We start from the raw sequence: 16,319 nt of genomic DNA on the forward strand, positions 1-16,319 counted from the left end.
AGGGCCTCCTCTGACATGATGGTCGGGTGCCGATCCCCGGAGTTCCGTCGTGGGTCGGTGACCTGGATCACCTCAACGGCTTGGACGAGGCGGCCTTGGCCACCGACACCGCCGGTCAGATCATCTTCGCCAACGCGACCGCGCGTCGGCTCTACCGCTTCCTCGGCGAGGACCTCTCCCGGCTGAGCCTGGTCAGCGGCCTGCTGCCCGAGGACGAGCACGCCGGCTTCCGCGAGATCGAGCGGCAGGCCCTGGGCGGTGGGCACTGGACCGGCCGCCTCGACGTGCGGCGGGTCGACGGCTCGGTGCGTGCCGCCGAGATCAGCTGCTCGCCGTTGCGCCGCGACGGCGAGGTGGTCGGCGTGGTCTGCGTCATCGACGACTCGGACCTCGACCGCGGCCCCGGTCGTGAGGTACGCCGGCTCGGTGACCGGCTGACCCGGCTCGCCCGCGTGGGCACGGACCTGGGGACCGCCGAGGACATCGAGACGGTCACCAAGGTGGTGATCACCCAGGTCGCCGACGCCGCGGGCGCGACCGTGGCCTCGGTCTCGCTCGTGCGCGACGACTCCTCGCTGGCGCTGGTCGGCCTGCGCGGCGGCCCGGAGGGAGCGGCGCAGCGCTGGGCGAGCTACTCCATCCACGACCACAACCCGGCCAGCGACGTGGCGAGGACGGGCCAGCTGCTCGTCCTCACGGGGCAGGAGGCTCTCCGGGCCCGCTACCCGGACCTCGAGCTCGCGGCCGAGGGTGAGCGCTCGATGGTCTGCCTGCCGCTGCGGGTGGTCGGGCGCGCCGTGGGTGTCATCACCCTGTCGTTCCCGGGCCGGCGAGAGTTCGACAACGCCGAGCTGGAGTTCCTCGGCATCATCGCCGACTCGTGCGCCCAGGCCCTGGAGCGCATCCGGGCCCAGCAGGAGGCCGCCGAGCAGGCGGCCCGGGTGCGCTTCCTCGCCGACGCCTCCATCGAGCTGTCCAAGAGCCTGGACTACGAGGCGACGCTCGCGAACGTCGCCCGTCTCGCCGTACCGGCCTTCGCCGACTGGTGCGCCATCGACGTGGTCGAGGACGACCGGCTGCACCGCCTGGCGGTCGAGCACGTCGACCCGGCCAAGGTGCGGCTCGCGCACGAGCTCGAACGCCGCTACCCGTCCGACCGGGACGCCGCGGGCGGCGCCTGGGAGGTCATGCGCACCGGCCAGAGCCTGCTGATCCCCGAGGTCACCGACGACATGATCCTGGCCGCGGCCAAGGACGAGGAGCACCTGCGGCTGGCCAGGCAGCTGGCTCTGCGCAGTGCCCTGGTCGTGCCGCTGGTGGCGCGCGGCCGGGTGCTCGGCGTCATCACCTGGGTGTGTGCCGAGTCCGAGCGCCGCTACACCGACTCGGACGTCGCGTTCGCGGAGGACCTCGGGCGACGCGGCGCGATCGCCATCGACAACGCCCAGCTGCACAGCGAGACCCTGGAGGCCGCCGTCCGGCTCCAGCGGGCCGTGCTGCCCGCGCTCGCCGTCGACGTGCCCGGCTGGGAGATCGCCAGCCACTACAGCCCCGCCGGCAGGACGGAGGTCGGGGGCGACTTCTACGACGCCGTCGCGCTGCCGGACGGCCGGCTCGCCTGGTTCGTCGGTGACGTGATGGGACGCGGCGTGACGGCGGCGGCCTCGATGGCGCAGATGCGGGCCGCGATCCGCGCCTACATCGCCGTGGACCCCACCCCCGAGGTCGTGCTCGGCAAGCTGGACCTGCTGTTCGCGACCTATGACATGGCCCAGCTGGTGACCTTGGTGTACGGCGTGGCCGATCCTGAGCGCGACGAGCTGGTCCTGGTCAACGCCGGACACCCACCGGCCGTCGTGCTGCGCAAGGACGGGACGGCCGAGCAGCTGCCGTCCGCGGACGGACCCCCGCTCGGGGTCAGCGACGGCGAGCGGGAGTCGATGGTCATCGGGTTCCGTGACGGCGACACCCTCGTGGCCTTCACCGATGGCCTCATCGAGCGGCGCGAGGAGGACATCGACGACGGCCAGCGCCGCGCCCTGGTGGCGATCACCGCGCTGGCGGACCGGGCCGTGGACGCGGCGCTGGAGGACCTGGTCGAGAACGTGCGCGACCACACCCGCGAGGACGACGTCGCCGTGCTGCTGGCACGGCGTACGAGGTAGGGAGGGGCGGATGAGCGCCGACGTCCCCACCGTCGTCATCGTCGACGACGCGGCCGAGGTCCGCCTGCTGATGAAGACGCGGCTGCGGGTCTCGGGGTTGTTCGACGTGGTCGGCGAGGGCGCCGACGGAGAGCAGGCGGTCGAGCTCGCACGCGAGCACGCGCCCGCGCTGATGCTCCTCGATGTCTCGATGCCCGGCGTCGACGGGCTGGAGGCGCTGCCGGGGGTCCTCGAGGCCTCGCCCGGCACCAAGGTCGTGCTGTTCAGCGGCTTCGAGGAGCAGGGACTCGCCGAGAAGGCGACCCAGCTGGGTGCCGCCGCCTTCATCGAGAAGTCCGTCCCGGTGGACACGCTCGTCGACCGGCTGCTGGCGCTGGTCGACCGCCCGGTCACCGACGACTGGGGAGCGGCCCAGCGACCGGAGGTGGAGATCGACCAGCGCGTCCTCGACGAGCACCTCGAGCGGTTCCGCGAGGTCTTCGAGGAGGCCGCCATCGGCATGGCCACGATGACGCTGACCGGCCGACTGGTGCGGGCGAACCGCGCGCTCGCCGCCCTGGTGCAGCAGTCGGCCCCGGATCTGGTCGGACGGTTCTACGGGGACCTCACCGATGGCCGGGGGGACCTCGTCACCGGCCTGCTGGAGGACATCCGGCAGCAGCCCCTCGACGTCGTCCGGCTGGAGCACGCCCTGGCGGGCGAGGGTCCGGAGCGCTGGGTGCGGGCCACGCTGGCGCCCGTGCGCGACTCGGGCGGCCGGGCGCTCTACCTGTTCGTCCAGGTCGAGGACACCACGGCCCAGCGCGCTGCGGTCGAGGCGCTCCGCAGGAGCGAGGAGCGGTTCCGGCTGCTCGTCGAGGCCGTCGAGGACTATGCGATCTTCATGCTGGACCCGACCGGGATCATCGTCAGCTGGAACGCCGGCGCCCAGCGCAGCAAGCTCTACACCGCCGACGAGATCATCGGCCAGCACTTCCGGGTCTTCTACCCGCCGGAGGTGCAGGCGCGACGACACCCGGAGCACGAGCTCGAGATCGCGCTCCGCGAGGGTCACTACGAGGAAGAGGGTTGGCGCGTCCGCAAGGACGGCTCCCGGTTCTGGGCCAACGTGCTGATCACGGCGGTGCTCAACGACGACGGCGAGCACGTCGGTTTCGCCAAGGTCACCCGCGACAACAGCGAGCGCAGGCGCCTGGAGCAGGAGCGTGAGCAGGCCGTCGCAGCGCTCGGGGCCGCGAACGACGAGCTGGAGTCGCTGAACCGACGGCTGGAGAAGGCCGCCGAGGAGCAGTCCCAGTTCCTGGCGGTGACCGCCCACGAGCTCCGCACCCCCATCGGTGTCCTCGGCGGCTCCGCGGAGACGCTCTCCCGACACTGGCAGCAGCTCACCGACGAGGAGCGCGACGACCTGCTGGGCGCCATGAACAGCAGCACCGCCCGGCTGCGCAGGCTGCTCGCGGACCTGCTGACCGCCTCCCGGCTGCAGGCCAGCGCGCTCGAGATGCAGAGCGGACCTGTCCTCGTCGGTGATGTCGTGGCGGACGCGATGGGCGGGGTCCAGTCGACCCATCCCGAGGCCCGGATCCACGTCGAGGTCCCCCCGGACCTGGCGGTCAGCGGCGACCGGGACCGGATCGCGCAGGCCCTGGACAACCTGGTCGCCAACGCCCTGCGGCACGGCACCGCGCCGGTCACGATCGAGGCACGCGCCGAGGCGGACAGGGTCGAGATCCGGGTGAGCGACGAGGGTGCCGGGGTCGACCCGGCGATGCGGGGCCGTCTCTTCGAGCGGTTCGCCACCGGCCGAAGCCGCGGGGGCACCGGCCTCGGCCTGTTCATCGTGCGTGAGCTGGCACGAGCACAGGGCGGGGACGCCGTCTACGAGCCCGGCTCGCCCGACCTGCCCTCGGGCACGTTCGTGATCACCCTGCCGCGAGCCCGGGCGGACGCCTCGTCGCCCGGGCGACCATAGGACGGCCGGAGATGGCCATCCGCGTGCTCCTGGTCGACGACGTCGTCGACGTGCGTCGTCTCCTGCGCACCGCCCTGCGCTTCCGCGGCGGTTTCGAGGTGGTCGGTGAGGCGAGCGACGGCGGCGAGGCCGTCCACCTGGCCGACTCGCTGCAGCCGGACGTGGTCGTCCTCGACCTCGGCCTCCCGGACATCGCCGGCCGGGAGGTGCTCAGCCGCATCCGCGAGCAGTCCCCGCAGTCCAAGGTCGTGGTCTTCTCCGGCGGCGACACCGAGGACCGCGCCTGGATCACCAGCAACGTCGAGGGCTACGTGCTCAAGGACGCCGAGCTGGACCACCTCGTGGACCTGCTGGAGTCCGTGGGGCGGCGGCGGGAGAACGAGACGACGCTGGACCTGCCGCAGGCGCTGACCAGCGCCGCCGCGGCCAGACGGTTCGTCCGGAAGACGGTGTCCGACTGGGGGCTCGGCCCCCTGCTCGACGACGCGCTGCTGGTGGCCAGCGAGCTCGCCGCCAATGCGGTGACCCACGCCAACTCCTCGTGCCGGCTCCGGCTCTCGCTCACGGACGCCTCGTTCCGGATCGACGTGATCGACACCGGTGCCGGGACGCCCGAGCCGCAGCCCTCGAGCTACACCGAGGAGCACGGTCGCGGGCTGCACCTGATCGCCGCGCTCACCACGGCGTGGGGGCTCGAGATCATCCCCGGGGAGGGCAAGGTCGTGTGGGCCGAGCTCGCCCGGCCGCACTGAGGCCGGCCCCCTGGGGCCGGCGGCGCAGAGGAGCCGGCGCGGGTCAGCGTCCGAGCAGGTGCCGGTCGGCCTTGACCTCGAGCACCCGTAGTGCCGACCGGTCGACCAGCTCTCGGAAGTGCCGGTCCGTGCGCGCCCGGCGCAACACCGCGTCGTACATCGCCGGCAGCGTGCTCGGGTCGACCGTGAGCACCAGGTCGCCCCCGGCCCCGAGGAAGCGGACCGCGCGGGCGCCGTACGACCAGTGGGCGACCTGTCGGGCGCTGCCGAGGTCGTCGGAGATCACGACCTTCCGGAAGCCGAGGTCGCCGCGCAGCATGGTGCGGATGACGAACCGCGAGAACGCGGCGGGGTTGCGCCGGTCCAGCCGGGAGTAGTACGCCGTCGACATCATCACCACGGGTACGCCGGCGTCGACGGCGCGGCGGAACGGCTCGAGGTAGGGGTCGTGGCGTCGGGTGACCCGGTCGGTGACCCGGCTCCGCTCGTCGGTGTTCGCGTGCACCCGCCCCAGCCCCGGGAAGTGCTTGACGGTGGGCAGCACGCCGTGGTCGGTCATGCCCCGGGCGAAGGCGACGCCGTGCCGGGCGACGACACGCGGGCTGTAGCCGAACTCACGGTCGTACCCGCCGATCGGCGGGTTGTGCGCAGCGGCCGTCGGGCCGGGGACGGTGTCGGTCACCGGGGCGAGGTTGAGGTTCACGCCGGCGGCTCGCAGCTGCCGGGCCCAGTGCCCGGCGGCCCGCTCGAGCCGCGCAGGCGTCCAGCGGCCCTGGGCGAGCGCGGCCGGCATCTCGTCGATGCCGCGCCCGTGCAGCACCTGGACGGCGCCCCCCTCCTGGTCGGTGGCGACGAGGAGCCGCACGTGCCCGGTCGCGCGGTCGGTCGCGCGCGCCTGCATCGCGGCGGCGACCCGGGCCGGCGTGCGGGTGCCGGCGTAGCTGCGACCGGTCAGCATCACGTTGCCGACGTGGAACCGGCTGATCTGGGCGAGCGTGCGCGGACTCGCGGAGGTCGCGGGCGTGCCGACCATGAAGAGCTGTCCGACCCGCTGCGGCAGGCTCAACCGTCCCAGCACCCGCTCGGCGGCCGAGGGACGGGCATGCGTGTCGCGCCGGTGTGGCCGGGGGTCCTCGGCCGCGGACTGCGGGGACGGCGTCGCGCTCGGTGGCGGTGAGGCCGGCGCGTCGCTCCGGATCACGTCGGCCACCGGAGCGAGTGAGGGGGGAGTGAACGCCGCGATCAGCGCGACGGCGGCGGCCGTCGCGATGGTCAGGCGGACCGACATCCACAACACCGAGTGACTCCCTGGAACGACGTCTGCGTGTGCACCGTCCGAGACCGCGGCGCCCGTCGGAACCACCCTGTCATGCCGAGGCCCGGTGGGAGGGCAGGACCCCCGTGGTCCCGGCCCCCCCGGTCGACCCCGGGATCAGCAGCGCGGCACCGGCCAGTCCAGGGCGACGTTCCAGTGCGACTGCTCGATGAAGCACGGACGGTCCGGATGGTCGGGTGCCGAGCGTGCCTGTGCCGCTCCCGAGGCGGCTGCCGCGACGGCGACCGAGATCGTCAGCGCGGCGGTGCTGCGGGCGAGTGAGTTCGTCATGGCTGCCTCCTGGCATCTGGTGAGCCCACTTCGACGCTAGAACTGCCGGATCACCGGCGGAATCCGCGCTTCCGCATAGGCAGGACGGGCCAGCCCGTCCTACGCTGGGGGAGGTGGGGGAGCCTCGACCGACGACGCGGGAGGCAGTCGTGGGCGGGTTCACCCTGAGCGAGCAGGACGTCGCGGCGATACAGGCGGTCGTGGACCGATGTCGGGAGGTCGGCGAGGAGCCGATCTCCTCGGCGGTCCTCGAGGCGCTGTGCGAGGTGCTCGAGACCGACCCGGTGTCCGTCGCAGGCTTGTGCGCCCCGGCCGGGCTGCGGTCGGGGAGCGCCTCCGGCCTCACCGACCGCGACCGGTTCATCCTCACGCTGCTGCGCCCGCACCTCGCCGACCACCACGCGCGCTGGCTGCGGACGCACCCGCCGACCGTCCCCCTGACGCGGCGCCAGCTCGCGGTGCTGGACCTGGTGCGGGACGGCTACACCAACGACCAGATCGGTCGTCGGCTGAACCTCTCCGAGGGGACCGTCCGCACGCACCTCAACCACGTCTACGAGCGGCTGGGCGTGGCCAGCCGGACCGCCGCCGTGTCCGCGGTCTACGGCAGTGCGGAAGCGGGCTGACCGAGGAGGAACCATGGTGGGATTCACGCTGGCCGAGCAGGAGACCGCGCGCCTGCGAGAGATCGTCGACGGCTTCCGCGACGTGGGCGAGGAGCCGATCCCCTGGTCGGTGCTGGAGGGGCTGAGCGGGCTGCTGCACACCGACGACATCTCGCTGGGCGGTTACTGCATCGTTCCGGCGCACGTGTGGTTCATCAACGGGATCGAGCGTGGGGAGCGGTGCGCCGACACGGAGACCCCGGAGCAGGCCCTGTCGAACCCCTTCTGGCAGCACTACTGGCAGGCGACGTGCAGCTATCCGGACCGCACCGGAGACTTCGACTCGGTGACACTGGAGTCCGACTTCCTGAGCCTCCGGGAGATCCGGCGCCTGAGCCGGGCCGGGGAGACGGCGCCGTTCGACCGGGAGATCATGGCGCCGCTGCGGCTGAGCCCGACCCACCAGCTGCGCGTGGTGGGCTGGCGCACCACCGGGTCGGACTTCACCGACCGGGACCGGTTCTACCTCACGCTGCTGCGCCCGCACATCCAGGACCACTACCGGCGCTGGGCGCGGGCACACCCGCCGTCCGCAGGACTCACCCGGCGCCAGCTCGCCGTGCTGAGCCTGGTCCGGGACGGGTTCACCAACCACCAGATCGGTCGCCGCCTCGACCTCTCCGAGGGCACGGTCCGCACGCACCTCAACCACGTCTACGAGCGGTTGGGGGTGGCGAGCCGGACCGCCGCCGTGACCGCGGTGTACGGGAACGCCGGCCCGTAGGCCCGACTCAGCCCCGGTGGCCGCCCATCCAGGCCTCGACGTCGGCGGAGGTGCGGGGCAGCGAGTCCGAGAGGTTCCGGAAGCCGTCGCCGGTGACGAGGATGTCGTCCTCGATCCGGATGCCGATGCCGCGCAGCTCCTCAGGCACCAGCAGGTCGTCCTCCTGGAAGTACAGGCCGGGCTCCACGGTCAGCACCATGCCCTCGGCCAGGTCGCCCTTCGGGTAGACGTCGGCCGACGCGTTGCCGCAGTCGTGGACGTCCATGCCGAGCATGTGGCTGGTGCCGTGCAGCGTCCAGCGCGCGTAGACCTTGCTCTCCGGGTCGAGCGCCTCCTCGGCCGACACGGGAAGCAGGCCCATGCCCTCGAGGCCGTGCGCGAGGACGGCCATGGCGGCGTCGTGCGCGGCGAGGAACGGCACGCCGGGGCGCACGGCCTGGATGCCCGCGTCCTGCGCCGCGTGCACAAGGTCGTAGAGCTCGCGCTGCAGGGGGGTGAACCGGCCGTCGACCGGGAGCGTGCGCGTCACGTCGGCGGTGTAGAGGTTGTGCCCCTCGACGCCCATGTCGAGCAGCACCAGCTCGCCCGGGGTGATCGGGCCGGAGTTCTCGATCCAGTGCAGCGTGGTGGCGTGCTTGCCGCCGCCGACGATCGAGTCGTAGCCGATGTCGTTGCCCATGGCGCGGGCGCGGCGGAAGAAGGTGCCCTCGATCCAGCGCTCGCCGTACTTCAGGACCTCGGCCCACTCGCGCACGGAGTCCTCGAAGCCGAGCGCGGTGATGTCACAGGCCTCCTGGAGCTCGCCGATCTCCCAGTCGTCCTTGACCAGCCGCATCTCGGAGACCACCCGGGCGAACTCCTCGTCGCGGGTCGCGTCCGCGGCCACCAGCCCGTCCACCTGCGCGGAGACGCCGCGGTGCACCCGGGTCTTGCCCGACCCGGCCAGGGCGGCGGGGAGCTCGTCGACGTGGCGCACCGGCAGCCCCAGGGACGCCGAGATCTCGCTCGCCGAGGGGCGTCGGCCCGCCCACAGCTCGCCGTACTGGCGGTCGCGGAAGAACTCGTCGGTCTCGCGGCTCGAGCGCGGCCGGGCGTAGAGCGTGGCCTCGCCGTCCTCGATCACCAGCACCGCGTCGCTGGTCTGGTTGCCCGAGAAGTAGGTGTGCCCGGTGTCGGACCGGAACCGGTAGTCGGTGTCGTTGGACCGGACCTTGTAGGTGCCGGCCGGCAGCACCAGGCGCTCACCCGGGAACGCCTCGGCCAGCTGCGCGCGGCGGCGGGCGGCGTGGTCCGCGATCGGGTGCCGCGGGAGGTCGAGCTCGCGGTCGCCCCAGCCGGTGCGCATGAACTGCGCCCATGCGGCGGGGACCTTCGGGTCGTGGGACTCGGTCCTGGGCTCGGTGGTCTCGGAGGTCGTCTGCTCGGTCACGCCGGCCATGGTACGCCGGGAGACAGTGGCGTCGGCCACTCCGGATAGGCTTCGGGCCATGCCCGGGGCCCGTCGAGACAGCATCGCCTTCACGGTCGTGGTGACCGTGCTGGTATGCCTCGGGGCCGCGCTGATGCTGCTCGTGATCGCCCTCTCCGGCGGCCCCGGATCGCTGCTCCTCGCGACCGTCCTGGCCGCCCTCCCGGTGGGCCCGCTGGTGGGCTGCTACCTGTGGCTGGACAGGTACGAGCCGGAGCCCAAGCGGCTGCTGGCCCTCGGCCTGCTGTGGGGCGGCTTCGTCGCGACCGCGGCCGCGCTGCTGATCCAGGGCATCGGCGGCTTCGTCGCCGGGTTCACCGACCGGCAGAGCCTCGAGATCGTCGCCCCGGTCAGCGAGGAGGCGAGCAAGGGCCTGTTCCTGATCCTGCTGCTGTGGTGGCGACGCGCGGAGCTCGACGGGATCCTCGACGGCATCGTCTACGCCGGCATGGTCGGTGTGGGCTTCGCGTTCACCGAGAACATCCTCTACCTCGCCGCGGCCTACAACGGCACCGACGGCATGGGTCCCGGCGGCTCCGAGGCCCTGACCGGGACCTTCGTGCTGCGCTGCCTCATCAGCCCGTTCGCGCACCCCCTGTTCACCGCGTTCACCGGCATCGGTGTCGGGATCGCCGTGGGCGCGCGCAGCGGAGCGGTCCGGTTCCTGGCGCCCCTGGCCGGGTTCGCCTGCGCGGTCCTCGCCCACGCGACCTGGAACACCTCGAGCGTCTACGGCGTCCACGGCTTCGTGGGTGTCTACCTGCTGCTGATGGCGCCCGCGCTGGTCGCGATCGCGTGCCTCGCGATCTGGTCCCGGCGCTCCGAGCGCCGGATGCTCACCGCGGCGCTGGCCGACGCGGCCGGGCGCGGGCTGATCCCGGCCACCGACATCGGCTGGGTGGTCGACCTGGGCGCCCGCCGCCGCAGCCGGGCCTACGCCCGTCAGCACGCCGGCAAGGCCGGCGAGCGGGCCATGCGCGACTACCAGCAGGCCGTCGTCGAGCTCGGCTTCCTCCACTATCGCTTCCTGCGCGGCACCCCGCCGCCGGACTTCGCCGCGCGCGGCCAGGAGTACGTCGCCCGCATCGGCGCCGTCCGCCCCTCGATCGCCTTCCCCGGACAGGTGGTACCCACCCGATGACCCCGCAGTCGACCCCGGGCTCGGCCGAGACCCAGCCCGACAACACCCAGATGGTGACCTCGCTGGTGCGCCTGCGCGGCTCGCTGCAGGCCGCCGCGCTGCCGCTGGACATCCCCGGCGTCGACGAGCAGCGCACGGCCCGGCAGGAGATGGTCGACCAGCTCGAGGACTACGTGCTGCCGCGGCTGATGACCATCGACGCCCCGCTGCTGGCGGTGGTCGGCGGGTCCACGGGTGCCGGCAAGTCGACGCTGGTGAACTCCCTGGTCGGCCACCGGGTCACCGAGCCCGGCGTGCTGCGGCCCACCACCCGGTCCCCGGTGCTGGTCCACCACCCCGACGACGCGGTCTGGTTCGGCCAGGACCGGCTGCTCCCCGACCTCGAGCGGGTCGCGCATGCCACCACCGACCCCGAGGCCCTGCAGCTGGTCGCCTCCGACACGGTGCCCGCCGGGCTGGCGATCCTCGACGCGCCCGACATCGACTCGGTCGAGGAGCGGAACCGGACCCTGGCCGCCCAGCTGCTGGCGGCGGGCGACCTGTGGCTGTTCGTGACCTCGGCCGCGAGGTACGCCGACCAGGTCCCGTGGGACTTCCTGCGCCAGGCGGCCGAGCGCTCGACGGCCGTGGCCATCGTGCTCGACCGCACCCCGCCCGAGGCGGTGCAGACCGTGGCCACCCACCTCGCCCGCATGCTCGCCAGCCGGGGGCTCAAGGACTCCCCGCTGTTCACCGTCAACGAGGGCCCGGTCTCCGACGAGGGGCTCCTGGACGCGGCGGCCGTCGCCGACATCCGCGGCTGGCTCCAGTCGCTGGCCGAGGACTCCGAGGCGCGGGGCGCCGTGGTCAAGCAGACTTTGGACGGCGCCATCCGCACCCTCACCCGCCGCAGCCACGCCGTCGCCGACGCGGCCGCCGAGCAGGTGGCCACGGTGACCCGGCTGCGCGAGGACGCCGACGCGGCGTACGACCAGGCGATCGCGGCGGTGACGACCGCGTCCGCCGACGGCACGCTGCTGCGCGGCGAGGTGCTCGCCCGCTGGCAGGAGTTCGTCGGCACCGGCGAGCTGCTGAAGTCGCTGGAGAACCGGGTCGGCTGGCTGCGCGACCGGATCGTGACCGCGGTGAAGGGCAAGCCCCAGCAGGCCGAGCGTGTCACCGTCGCCGTCGAGTCCGGCCTCGAGACGCTCATCCTCGAGCACGCCGAGGCGGCCGCCGAGCGCGCGGCCGGCTCGTGGCAGTCCCTGGAGTCCGGCAAGGCCCTGCTCGCCGAGGCGGGCGAGGACCTCGGCCGCGCCTCGCGCGACCTGCGGCGTCGTTCCGAGCGCTCGGTGCGGGACTGGCAGCACGACGTCCTGGACATGGTGCGGAGCGAGGGCGCCGACAAGCGCGGCACCGCACGCTTCCTGGCCTACGGCGTCAACGGCCTGTCGGTGGCACTGATGGTCGTGGTGTTCGCGCACACCGCAGGCCTGACGGGTGCCGAGGTGGGCATCGCGGGCGGCTCCGCCGTGCTCGGCCAGAAGCTCCTCGAGGCGGTGTTCGGCGACCAGGCGGTGCGCAGCCTCACCGAGCGGTCGCGCCGGAGCCTCGAGGAGCGGGTGCGTGCCCTGCTCGAGACCGAGCGAGCCCGCTACACCGACCTCCTCGACAGTCTCGAGATCGACACCGACGCAGCGGAGCGCCTGCGGGTGGCGTCGCGTCGCGTCGACGACCTGCGGTTCGCCCAGCGTCCGACCGGCTCCCCGTCGTGACGCGGCAACGCCCTAGGGTTGCCCCAGCACCACCGATCCGCGGTCGAGGGAGAAGATGACGTCGTTGCTGGAGGGCGCCAAGAAGCTCGTCACCCGAGGCTCCGACATCGGGGCGCGCATCGAGGGCCTCGACGCGGCCACCGACGCGGCGCGGGGACGGCTCGAGGACGACCTCGTGAACGACGCCCGGGCCGTGGTGGAGCGTGCGTCCGGGCGGCTCCGGCTCTCCGCCGACCACACGGTGGTCGCGATCGCGGGCGCGACCGGGTCGGGCAAGTCCTCGACGTTCAACGCGCTGACCGGGCTGGAGCTCTCGGCCGTCGGGGTCCGGCGCCCCACGACGTCCTGGGCGAGCGCCTGCGTCTGGGGGCGCGAGGGCGCCGACGAGCTGCTCGAGTGGCTCGGCATCCCCTCCCGGCACCAGACCACCCGGGACTCCATGCTCGACAGCGGCCGCCGGGGCAACGACCACGAGCTCGAGGGCGTCGTCCTCCTCGACCTGCCCGACCACGACTCCACCGAGGTGTCCCACCACCTCGAGGTCGACCGGCTGGTGCAGCTGGCCGACCTGCTGATCTGGGTCCTCGACCCCCAGAAGTACGCCGACGCCGCGGTCCACGACCGCTACCTCGCGCCGCTGGCGACGCACCAGGGCGTGATGCTCGTCGTGCTCAACCACATCGACACCGTGCCCGAGCAGCGGCGCCAGGCCATGGTCGACGACGTCCGCCGGCTGCTGGCCGAGGACGGGCTCCCCGAGGTGCCGGTGATCCCGGTGAGCGCCCGTCACGGCGTCGGCATCGCCGAGCTGCGCAGCCAGATCGCCGACCGGGTCTCGGCGAAGAAGATGACCCGGGCGCGGCTCGAGGCCGACCTGCGGGCCGCCGCGTCCCGCCTCGACGAGGCGTGCGGCCAGGCGAAGACGCGGGCCCTCTCCGACGAGCGCGTGGCCGCGCTCGAGGAGGCGCTCGCCGAGGCCGCCGGCGTGCCGACGGTCGTGGACGCCGTCGAGCGCTCGACCCGGATGCGGGCGGGGCGCGCGACCGGGTGGCCGATCACCGCCTGGTTCTCGCGGCTCAAGCCCGACCCGCTCAAGCGCCTGCACCTCGACCTCGGTGCCGAGGGCCGCCAGCTCACCGGCCGCGCCCGCACCTCGGTGCCCGAGGCGACCCAGGTGCAGCGGGCCCGGGTCGACTCCGAGGTCCGCGCGCTCGCCGACGACGTCTCCTCCGGCCTGGCCCGTCCCTGGGTCGAGTCCGTACGCCGTGCCTCGGTCGCCCGCCTGCCCGAGGTCGGGGACCGCCTCGACCAGGCGCTGGGCGAGACCGACCTCGGGGCCACCAGGACCCCGGTGTGGGCCGGCGCGGTCCGGGTGCTCCAGTGGCTGCTGCTCGCCGCAGCCCTGGTCGGGGGCCTCTGGCTGCTGGCGCTCGCCGGCGCGGCGTTCCTGCAGCTCCCCGAGCCCGCCACGCCGCGCACCGCCGGGATCCCGGTCCCCACCCTGCTGCTGGTCGCAGGCATCGTCGTGGGAGTGCTGCTCGCCCTGGTCTGCCGGTTCCTGGTGTCCGCGACGGCCCGCCGCCGGGCCCGGGTGGCCGACCGCCGGCTGCGGGACGCGGTGCACACCGTCGCCACCGAGCTCGTGGTGGCGCCGGTCGAGGCCGAGCTGGTGGCGTACACCGCCGTCCGCTCCGGCCTGGCCAAGACGCTCAAGTAGCCACCGAGCCTCCACAGGAGGGTCCGCGGACGCCTCCGTCCACAGGGAGCCGGGTCCGGGCTCCTCGTTGTCCGTGCTCTCGCGAAGTCTCGTCCCGATCACACCGATCGACCCTCGAGACGAAGGAGCGAGACCGATGAACGAGACGATGGTGACCCTGCAGGGGTGGCTCGGCAGCGACGTGAGCGTCCGCCAGGCGGGCGACGCGACCGTGGCCAGCTTCCGGGTGGCCTGCACGCCCCGGCGCTACCAGCGCAAGACCGAGGAGTGGGTCGACGCCGACACCCAGTGGTACACGGTGAACGCCTGGCGCGGCCTGGCCGAGAACTGCGACCGGTCCCTGCACCGCGGCGACCCGGTCGTGGTCCACGGTCGGCTCAACGCCCAGACCTGGACCAACAAGGCCGGCATCGAGGTGACCTCCTTCGAGGTCGAGGCGGTGCTCGTCGGCCACGACCTGGCGAGGGGCACCAGCCAGTTCACCCGCACCGCTGGTGCCGGCTCGGCCGGCCAGTCCGTGCCCGACCGGGACGCCGTGCAGGAAGAGGCGGCCGCGTAGCCGCACCCCGACCGCGGAGGGGGCGGCGCCGGGTTGCCTGCGCCGTCACCCCAGATCGGCCCGGTCGCCGCGTGCCCCGTAGGCTCAGGGACCATGGCGGAATATGTGTTCACCCTTCGCAACGTGCGCAAGGCCCACGGCGACAAGGTCGTTCTCGACAACGTGACGCTGTCGTTCCTGCACGGCGCGAAGATCGGCGTCGTCGGCCCCAACGGCACCGGCAAGTCCACGCTGCTGAAGATCATGGCGGGGCTCGAGCACGCCAACAACGGCGACGCGATCCTCGACCCCGAGGCCACCGTCGGCATGCTCCAGCAGGAACCGCCGCTGACCGAGGGCAGGACGGTCCTGGAGAACGTCGAGGAGGCCGTCGGCACGATCAAGGGCAAGCTCGACCGGTTCAACAAGATCTCCGAGGAGCTGGCCGACCCGGACGCCGACTACGACAAGCTCCTCGCCGAGATGGGCGACCTGCAGACCGACCTGGACCACGCCAACGCCTGGGACCTGGACAGCCGGCTCGACCAGGCCATGGACGCGCTGCGCTGCCCGCCGCCGGAGTCGCTGGTCGACAACCTCTCGGGTGGTGAGCGACGCCGCGTCGCCCTGTGCAAGCTGCTCCTCCAGCAGCCCGACCTGCTGCTCCTGGACGAGCCCACCAACCACCTGGACGCCGAGTCGGTGCAGTGGCTCGAGGGCCACCTCGCGTCGTACCCGGGTGCCGTCCTGGCCGTGACCCACGACCGGTACTTCCTCGACAACGTGGCCTCCTGGATCCTCGAGCTCGACCGCGGCCAGGCCCACCCCTACGAGGGCAACTACTCGACCTACCTCGAGACCAAGAAGGACCGCCTCAAGATCGAGGGCCAGAAGGACGCCAAGCGCGCCAAGATGCTCGAGCGCGAGCTCGAGTGGGTGCGCTCGAACCCGAAGGCCCGGCAGGCGAAGAGCAAGTCGCGACTGGCCCGCTACGAGGAGATGGCGGCCGAGGCCGACCGGATGCGCAAGATCGACACCTCGGAGATCAACATCCCCGCAGGTCCTCGCCTGGGCGACATCGTGCTCGAGGTGCACGACCTGACCAAGGGGTTCGGGGACCGCATCCTCATGCACGACCTGTCGTTCACCCTGCCCCGTGCGGGCATCGTCGGCGTGATCGGCCCCAACGGCGTCGGCAAGACCACGCTGTTCCGGATGATCACCGACCAGGAGCAGCCGGACGGTGGCGAGCTCAAGGTCGGCCAGACGGTCAAGATCTCCTACGTCGACCAGAGCCGCGGCGGCATCGACGCCAACAAGAACGTCTGGGAGGTCGTCTCCGACGGGCTCGACTTCATCAAGGTCGCGAACTTCGAGATGAACTCGCGCGCCTACGTCGCGTCGTTCGGCTTCAAGGGTCCCGACCAGCAGAAGAAGGCCGGTGTTCTGTCGGGTGGTGAGCGCAACCGCCTCAACCTCGCGCTCACGCTGAAGATGGGCGGCAACATGCTGCTGCTCGACGAGCCCACCAACGACCTGGACGTCGAGACCCTCTCCTCCCTGGAGGACGCGCTCCTGGAGTTCCCGGGATGCGCCGTGGTCACCTCGCACGACCGGTGGTTCCTCGACCGCGTCGCCACCCACATCCTCGCCTGGGAGGGCGACGACGAGGACGACGCCAAGTGGTTCTGGTTCGAGGGCAACTTCGCCGCCTACGAGGAGAACAAGATCGAGCGGCTCGGCGCCGAGGCGGCCCGGCCGCACCGCGTCACGCACCGCCGGCTCACTCGCGACTGAACCAGGGGTCGAGTCGGCGC

At 72.8% G+C, this 16,319-nt stretch carries 13 protein-coding genes; 10 read left to right on the top strand and 3 right to left on the bottom strand.

What is annotated here, in order from left to right:
• Positions 1–26 precede the first annotated feature (26 nt).
• Genes ABD268_RS17635 through ABD268_RS17645 form a run of 3 tightly spaced genes read left to right on the top strand, consistent with a single transcriptional unit; the run spans position 27 to position 4,889 of the window.
• Positions 27–2,165 carry a SpoIIE family protein phosphatase gene (locus ABD268_RS17635; protein WP_344155288.1) on the top strand — a complete coding sequence of 713 codons (2,139 nt, stop codon included), beginning with the start codon at positions 27–29 and terminating at the stop codon, positions 2,163–2,165.
• A gap of 10 nt (positions 2,166–2,175) precedes the next feature.
• Positions 2,176–4,137, top strand: coding sequence for a PAS domain S-box protein (locus ABD268_RS17640; RefSeq protein ID WP_344155290.1), 1,962 nt, complete (start codon positions 2,176–2,178; stop codon positions 4,135–4,137).
• A gap of 11 nt (positions 4,138–4,148) precedes the next feature.
• On the top strand, positions 4,149–4,889 hold the full coding sequence (locus tag ABD268_RS17645) for a response regulator (RefSeq protein WP_344155292.1): 741 nt from the start codon (positions 4,149–4,151) through the stop codon (positions 4,887–4,889).
• Positions 4,890–4,932: 43 nt separating this feature from the next.
• Here the strand turns inward: ABD268_RS17645 and ABD268_RS17650 are convergent, their stop codons facing one another.
• Positions 4,933–6,177, bottom strand: a complete 1,245-nt coding sequence (locus ABD268_RS17650; protein ID WP_344155295.1) for a glycoside hydrolase family 3 N-terminal domain-containing protein — start codon at positions 6,175–6,177, stop codon at positions 4,933–4,935.
• 144 nt (positions 6,178–6,321) lie between these two features.
• Entirely contained in the window at positions 6,322–6,495 is a 174-nt protein-coding gene (locus ABD268_RS17655; protein ID WP_344155298.1) for a hypothetical protein, read from the bottom strand.
• 113 nt (positions 6,496–6,608) lie between these two features.
• On the opposite strand from ABD268_RS17655, the gene ABD268_RS17660 reads away from it, so the two are divergent.
• Together ABD268_RS17660 and ABD268_RS17665 are read left to right on the top strand one after the other, a co-directional pair.
• Complete coding sequence (locus tag ABD268_RS17660; protein WP_344155300.1) at positions 6,609–7,121, top strand: helix-turn-helix domain-containing protein; 513 nt, start codon at positions 6,609–6,611, stop codon at positions 7,119–7,121.
• 13 nt (positions 7,122–7,134) lie between these two features.
• On the top strand, positions 7,135–7,884 hold the full coding sequence (locus ABD268_RS17665; protein WP_344155303.1) for a helix-turn-helix transcriptional regulator: 750 nt from the start codon (positions 7,135–7,137) through the stop codon (positions 7,882–7,884).
• Positions 7,885–7,891: 7 nt separating this feature from the next.
• Here ABD268_RS17665 and ABD268_RS17670 read toward each other — a convergent pair whose 3' ends face one another.
• Positions 7,892–9,313 carry an aminopeptidase P family protein gene (locus tag ABD268_RS17670; RefSeq protein WP_344155306.1) on the bottom strand — a complete coding sequence of 474 codons (1,422 nt, stop codon included), beginning with the start codon at positions 9,311–9,313 and terminating at the stop codon, positions 7,892–7,894.
• Between the two features lie 58 nt (positions 9,314–9,371).
• Between ABD268_RS17670 and ABD268_RS17675 the strand changes: the two genes are divergently transcribed.
• From ABD268_RS17675 to ettA, 5 genes are all read left to right on the top strand, one after another.
• Positions 9,372–10,493, top strand: coding sequence for a PrsW family intramembrane metalloprotease (locus ABD268_RS17675; protein ID WP_344155309.1), 1,122 nt, complete (start codon positions 9,372–9,374; stop codon positions 10,491–10,493).
• Entirely contained in the window at positions 10,490–12,247 is a 1,758-nt protein-coding gene (locus ABD268_RS17680; protein ID WP_344155312.1) for a dynamin family protein, read from the top strand. Before ABD268_RS17675 ends, ABD268_RS17680 begins: the two co-directional genes overlap by 4 nt.
• 55 nt (positions 12,248–12,302) lie before the next feature.
• Positions 12,303–13,964 carry a GTPase gene (locus ABD268_RS17685; RefSeq protein ID WP_344155315.1) on the top strand — a complete coding sequence of 554 codons (1,662 nt, stop codon included), beginning with the start codon at positions 12,303–12,305 and terminating at the stop codon, positions 13,962–13,964.
• Between the two features lie 136 nt (positions 13,965–14,100).
• A complete protein-coding gene (locus tag ABD268_RS17690) occupies positions 14,101–14,523 on the top strand; it encodes a single-stranded DNA-binding protein (RefSeq protein WP_344155318.1) in 423 nt (140 codons plus the stop codon).
• 93 nt (positions 14,524–14,616) lie between these two features.
• Entirely contained in the window at positions 14,617–16,299 is a 1,683-nt protein-coding gene (gene ettA, locus ABD268_RS17695; RefSeq protein ID WP_344155321.1) for an energy-dependent translational throttle protein EttA, read from the top strand.
• Positions 16,300–16,319: the final 20 nt, after the last annotated feature.

Source organism: Nocardioides koreensis (genome assembly GCF_039531775.1).
In the GTDB taxonomy this organism is placed as follows: domain Bacteria; phylum Actinomycetota; class Actinomycetes; order Propionibacteriales; family Nocardioidaceae; genus Nocardioides; species Nocardioides koreensis.

Excerpts from the sequence above, each read along its gene's own strand:
- ABD268_RS17640 (WP_344155290.1), top strand. The coding sequence starts at position 2,176 with ATGAGCGCCGACGTCCCCACCGTCGTCATCGTCGACGACGCGGCCGAG.
- ABD268_RS17645 (WP_344155292.1), top strand. The coding sequence starts at position 4,149 with ATGGCCATCCGCGTGCTCCTGGTCGACGACGTCGTCGACGTGCGTCGT.
- ABD268_RS17650 (WP_344155295.1), bottom strand. The coding sequence starts at position 6,177 with ATGTCGGTCCGCCTGACCATCGCGACGGCCGCCGCCGTCGCGCTGATC.
- ABD268_RS17655 (WP_344155298.1), bottom strand. The coding sequence starts at position 6,495 with ATGACGAACTCACTCGCCCGCAGCACCGCCGCGCTGACGATCTCGGTC.
- ABD268_RS17665 (WP_344155303.1), top strand. The coding sequence starts at position 7,135 with ATGGTGGGATTCACGCTGGCCGAGCAGGAGACCGCGCGCCTGCGAGAG.
- ABD268_RS17675 (WP_344155309.1), top strand. The coding sequence starts at position 9,372 with ATGCCCGGGGCCCGTCGAGACAGCATCGCCTTCACGGTCGTGGTGACC.
- ABD268_RS17680 (WP_344155312.1), top strand. The coding sequence starts at position 10,490 with ATGACCCCGCAGTCGACCCCGGGCTCGGCCGAGACCCAGCCCGACAAC.
- ABD268_RS17685 (WP_344155315.1), top strand. The coding sequence starts at position 12,303 with ATGACGTCGTTGCTGGAGGGCGCCAAGAAGCTCGTCACCCGAGGCTCC.
- ABD268_RS17690 (WP_344155318.1), top strand. The coding sequence starts at position 14,101 with ATGAACGAGACGATGGTGACCCTGCAGGGGTGGCTCGGCAGCGACGTG.
- ettA (WP_344155321.1), top strand. The coding sequence starts at position 14,617 with ATGGCGGAATATGTGTTCACCCTTCGCAACGTGCGCAAGGCCCACGGC.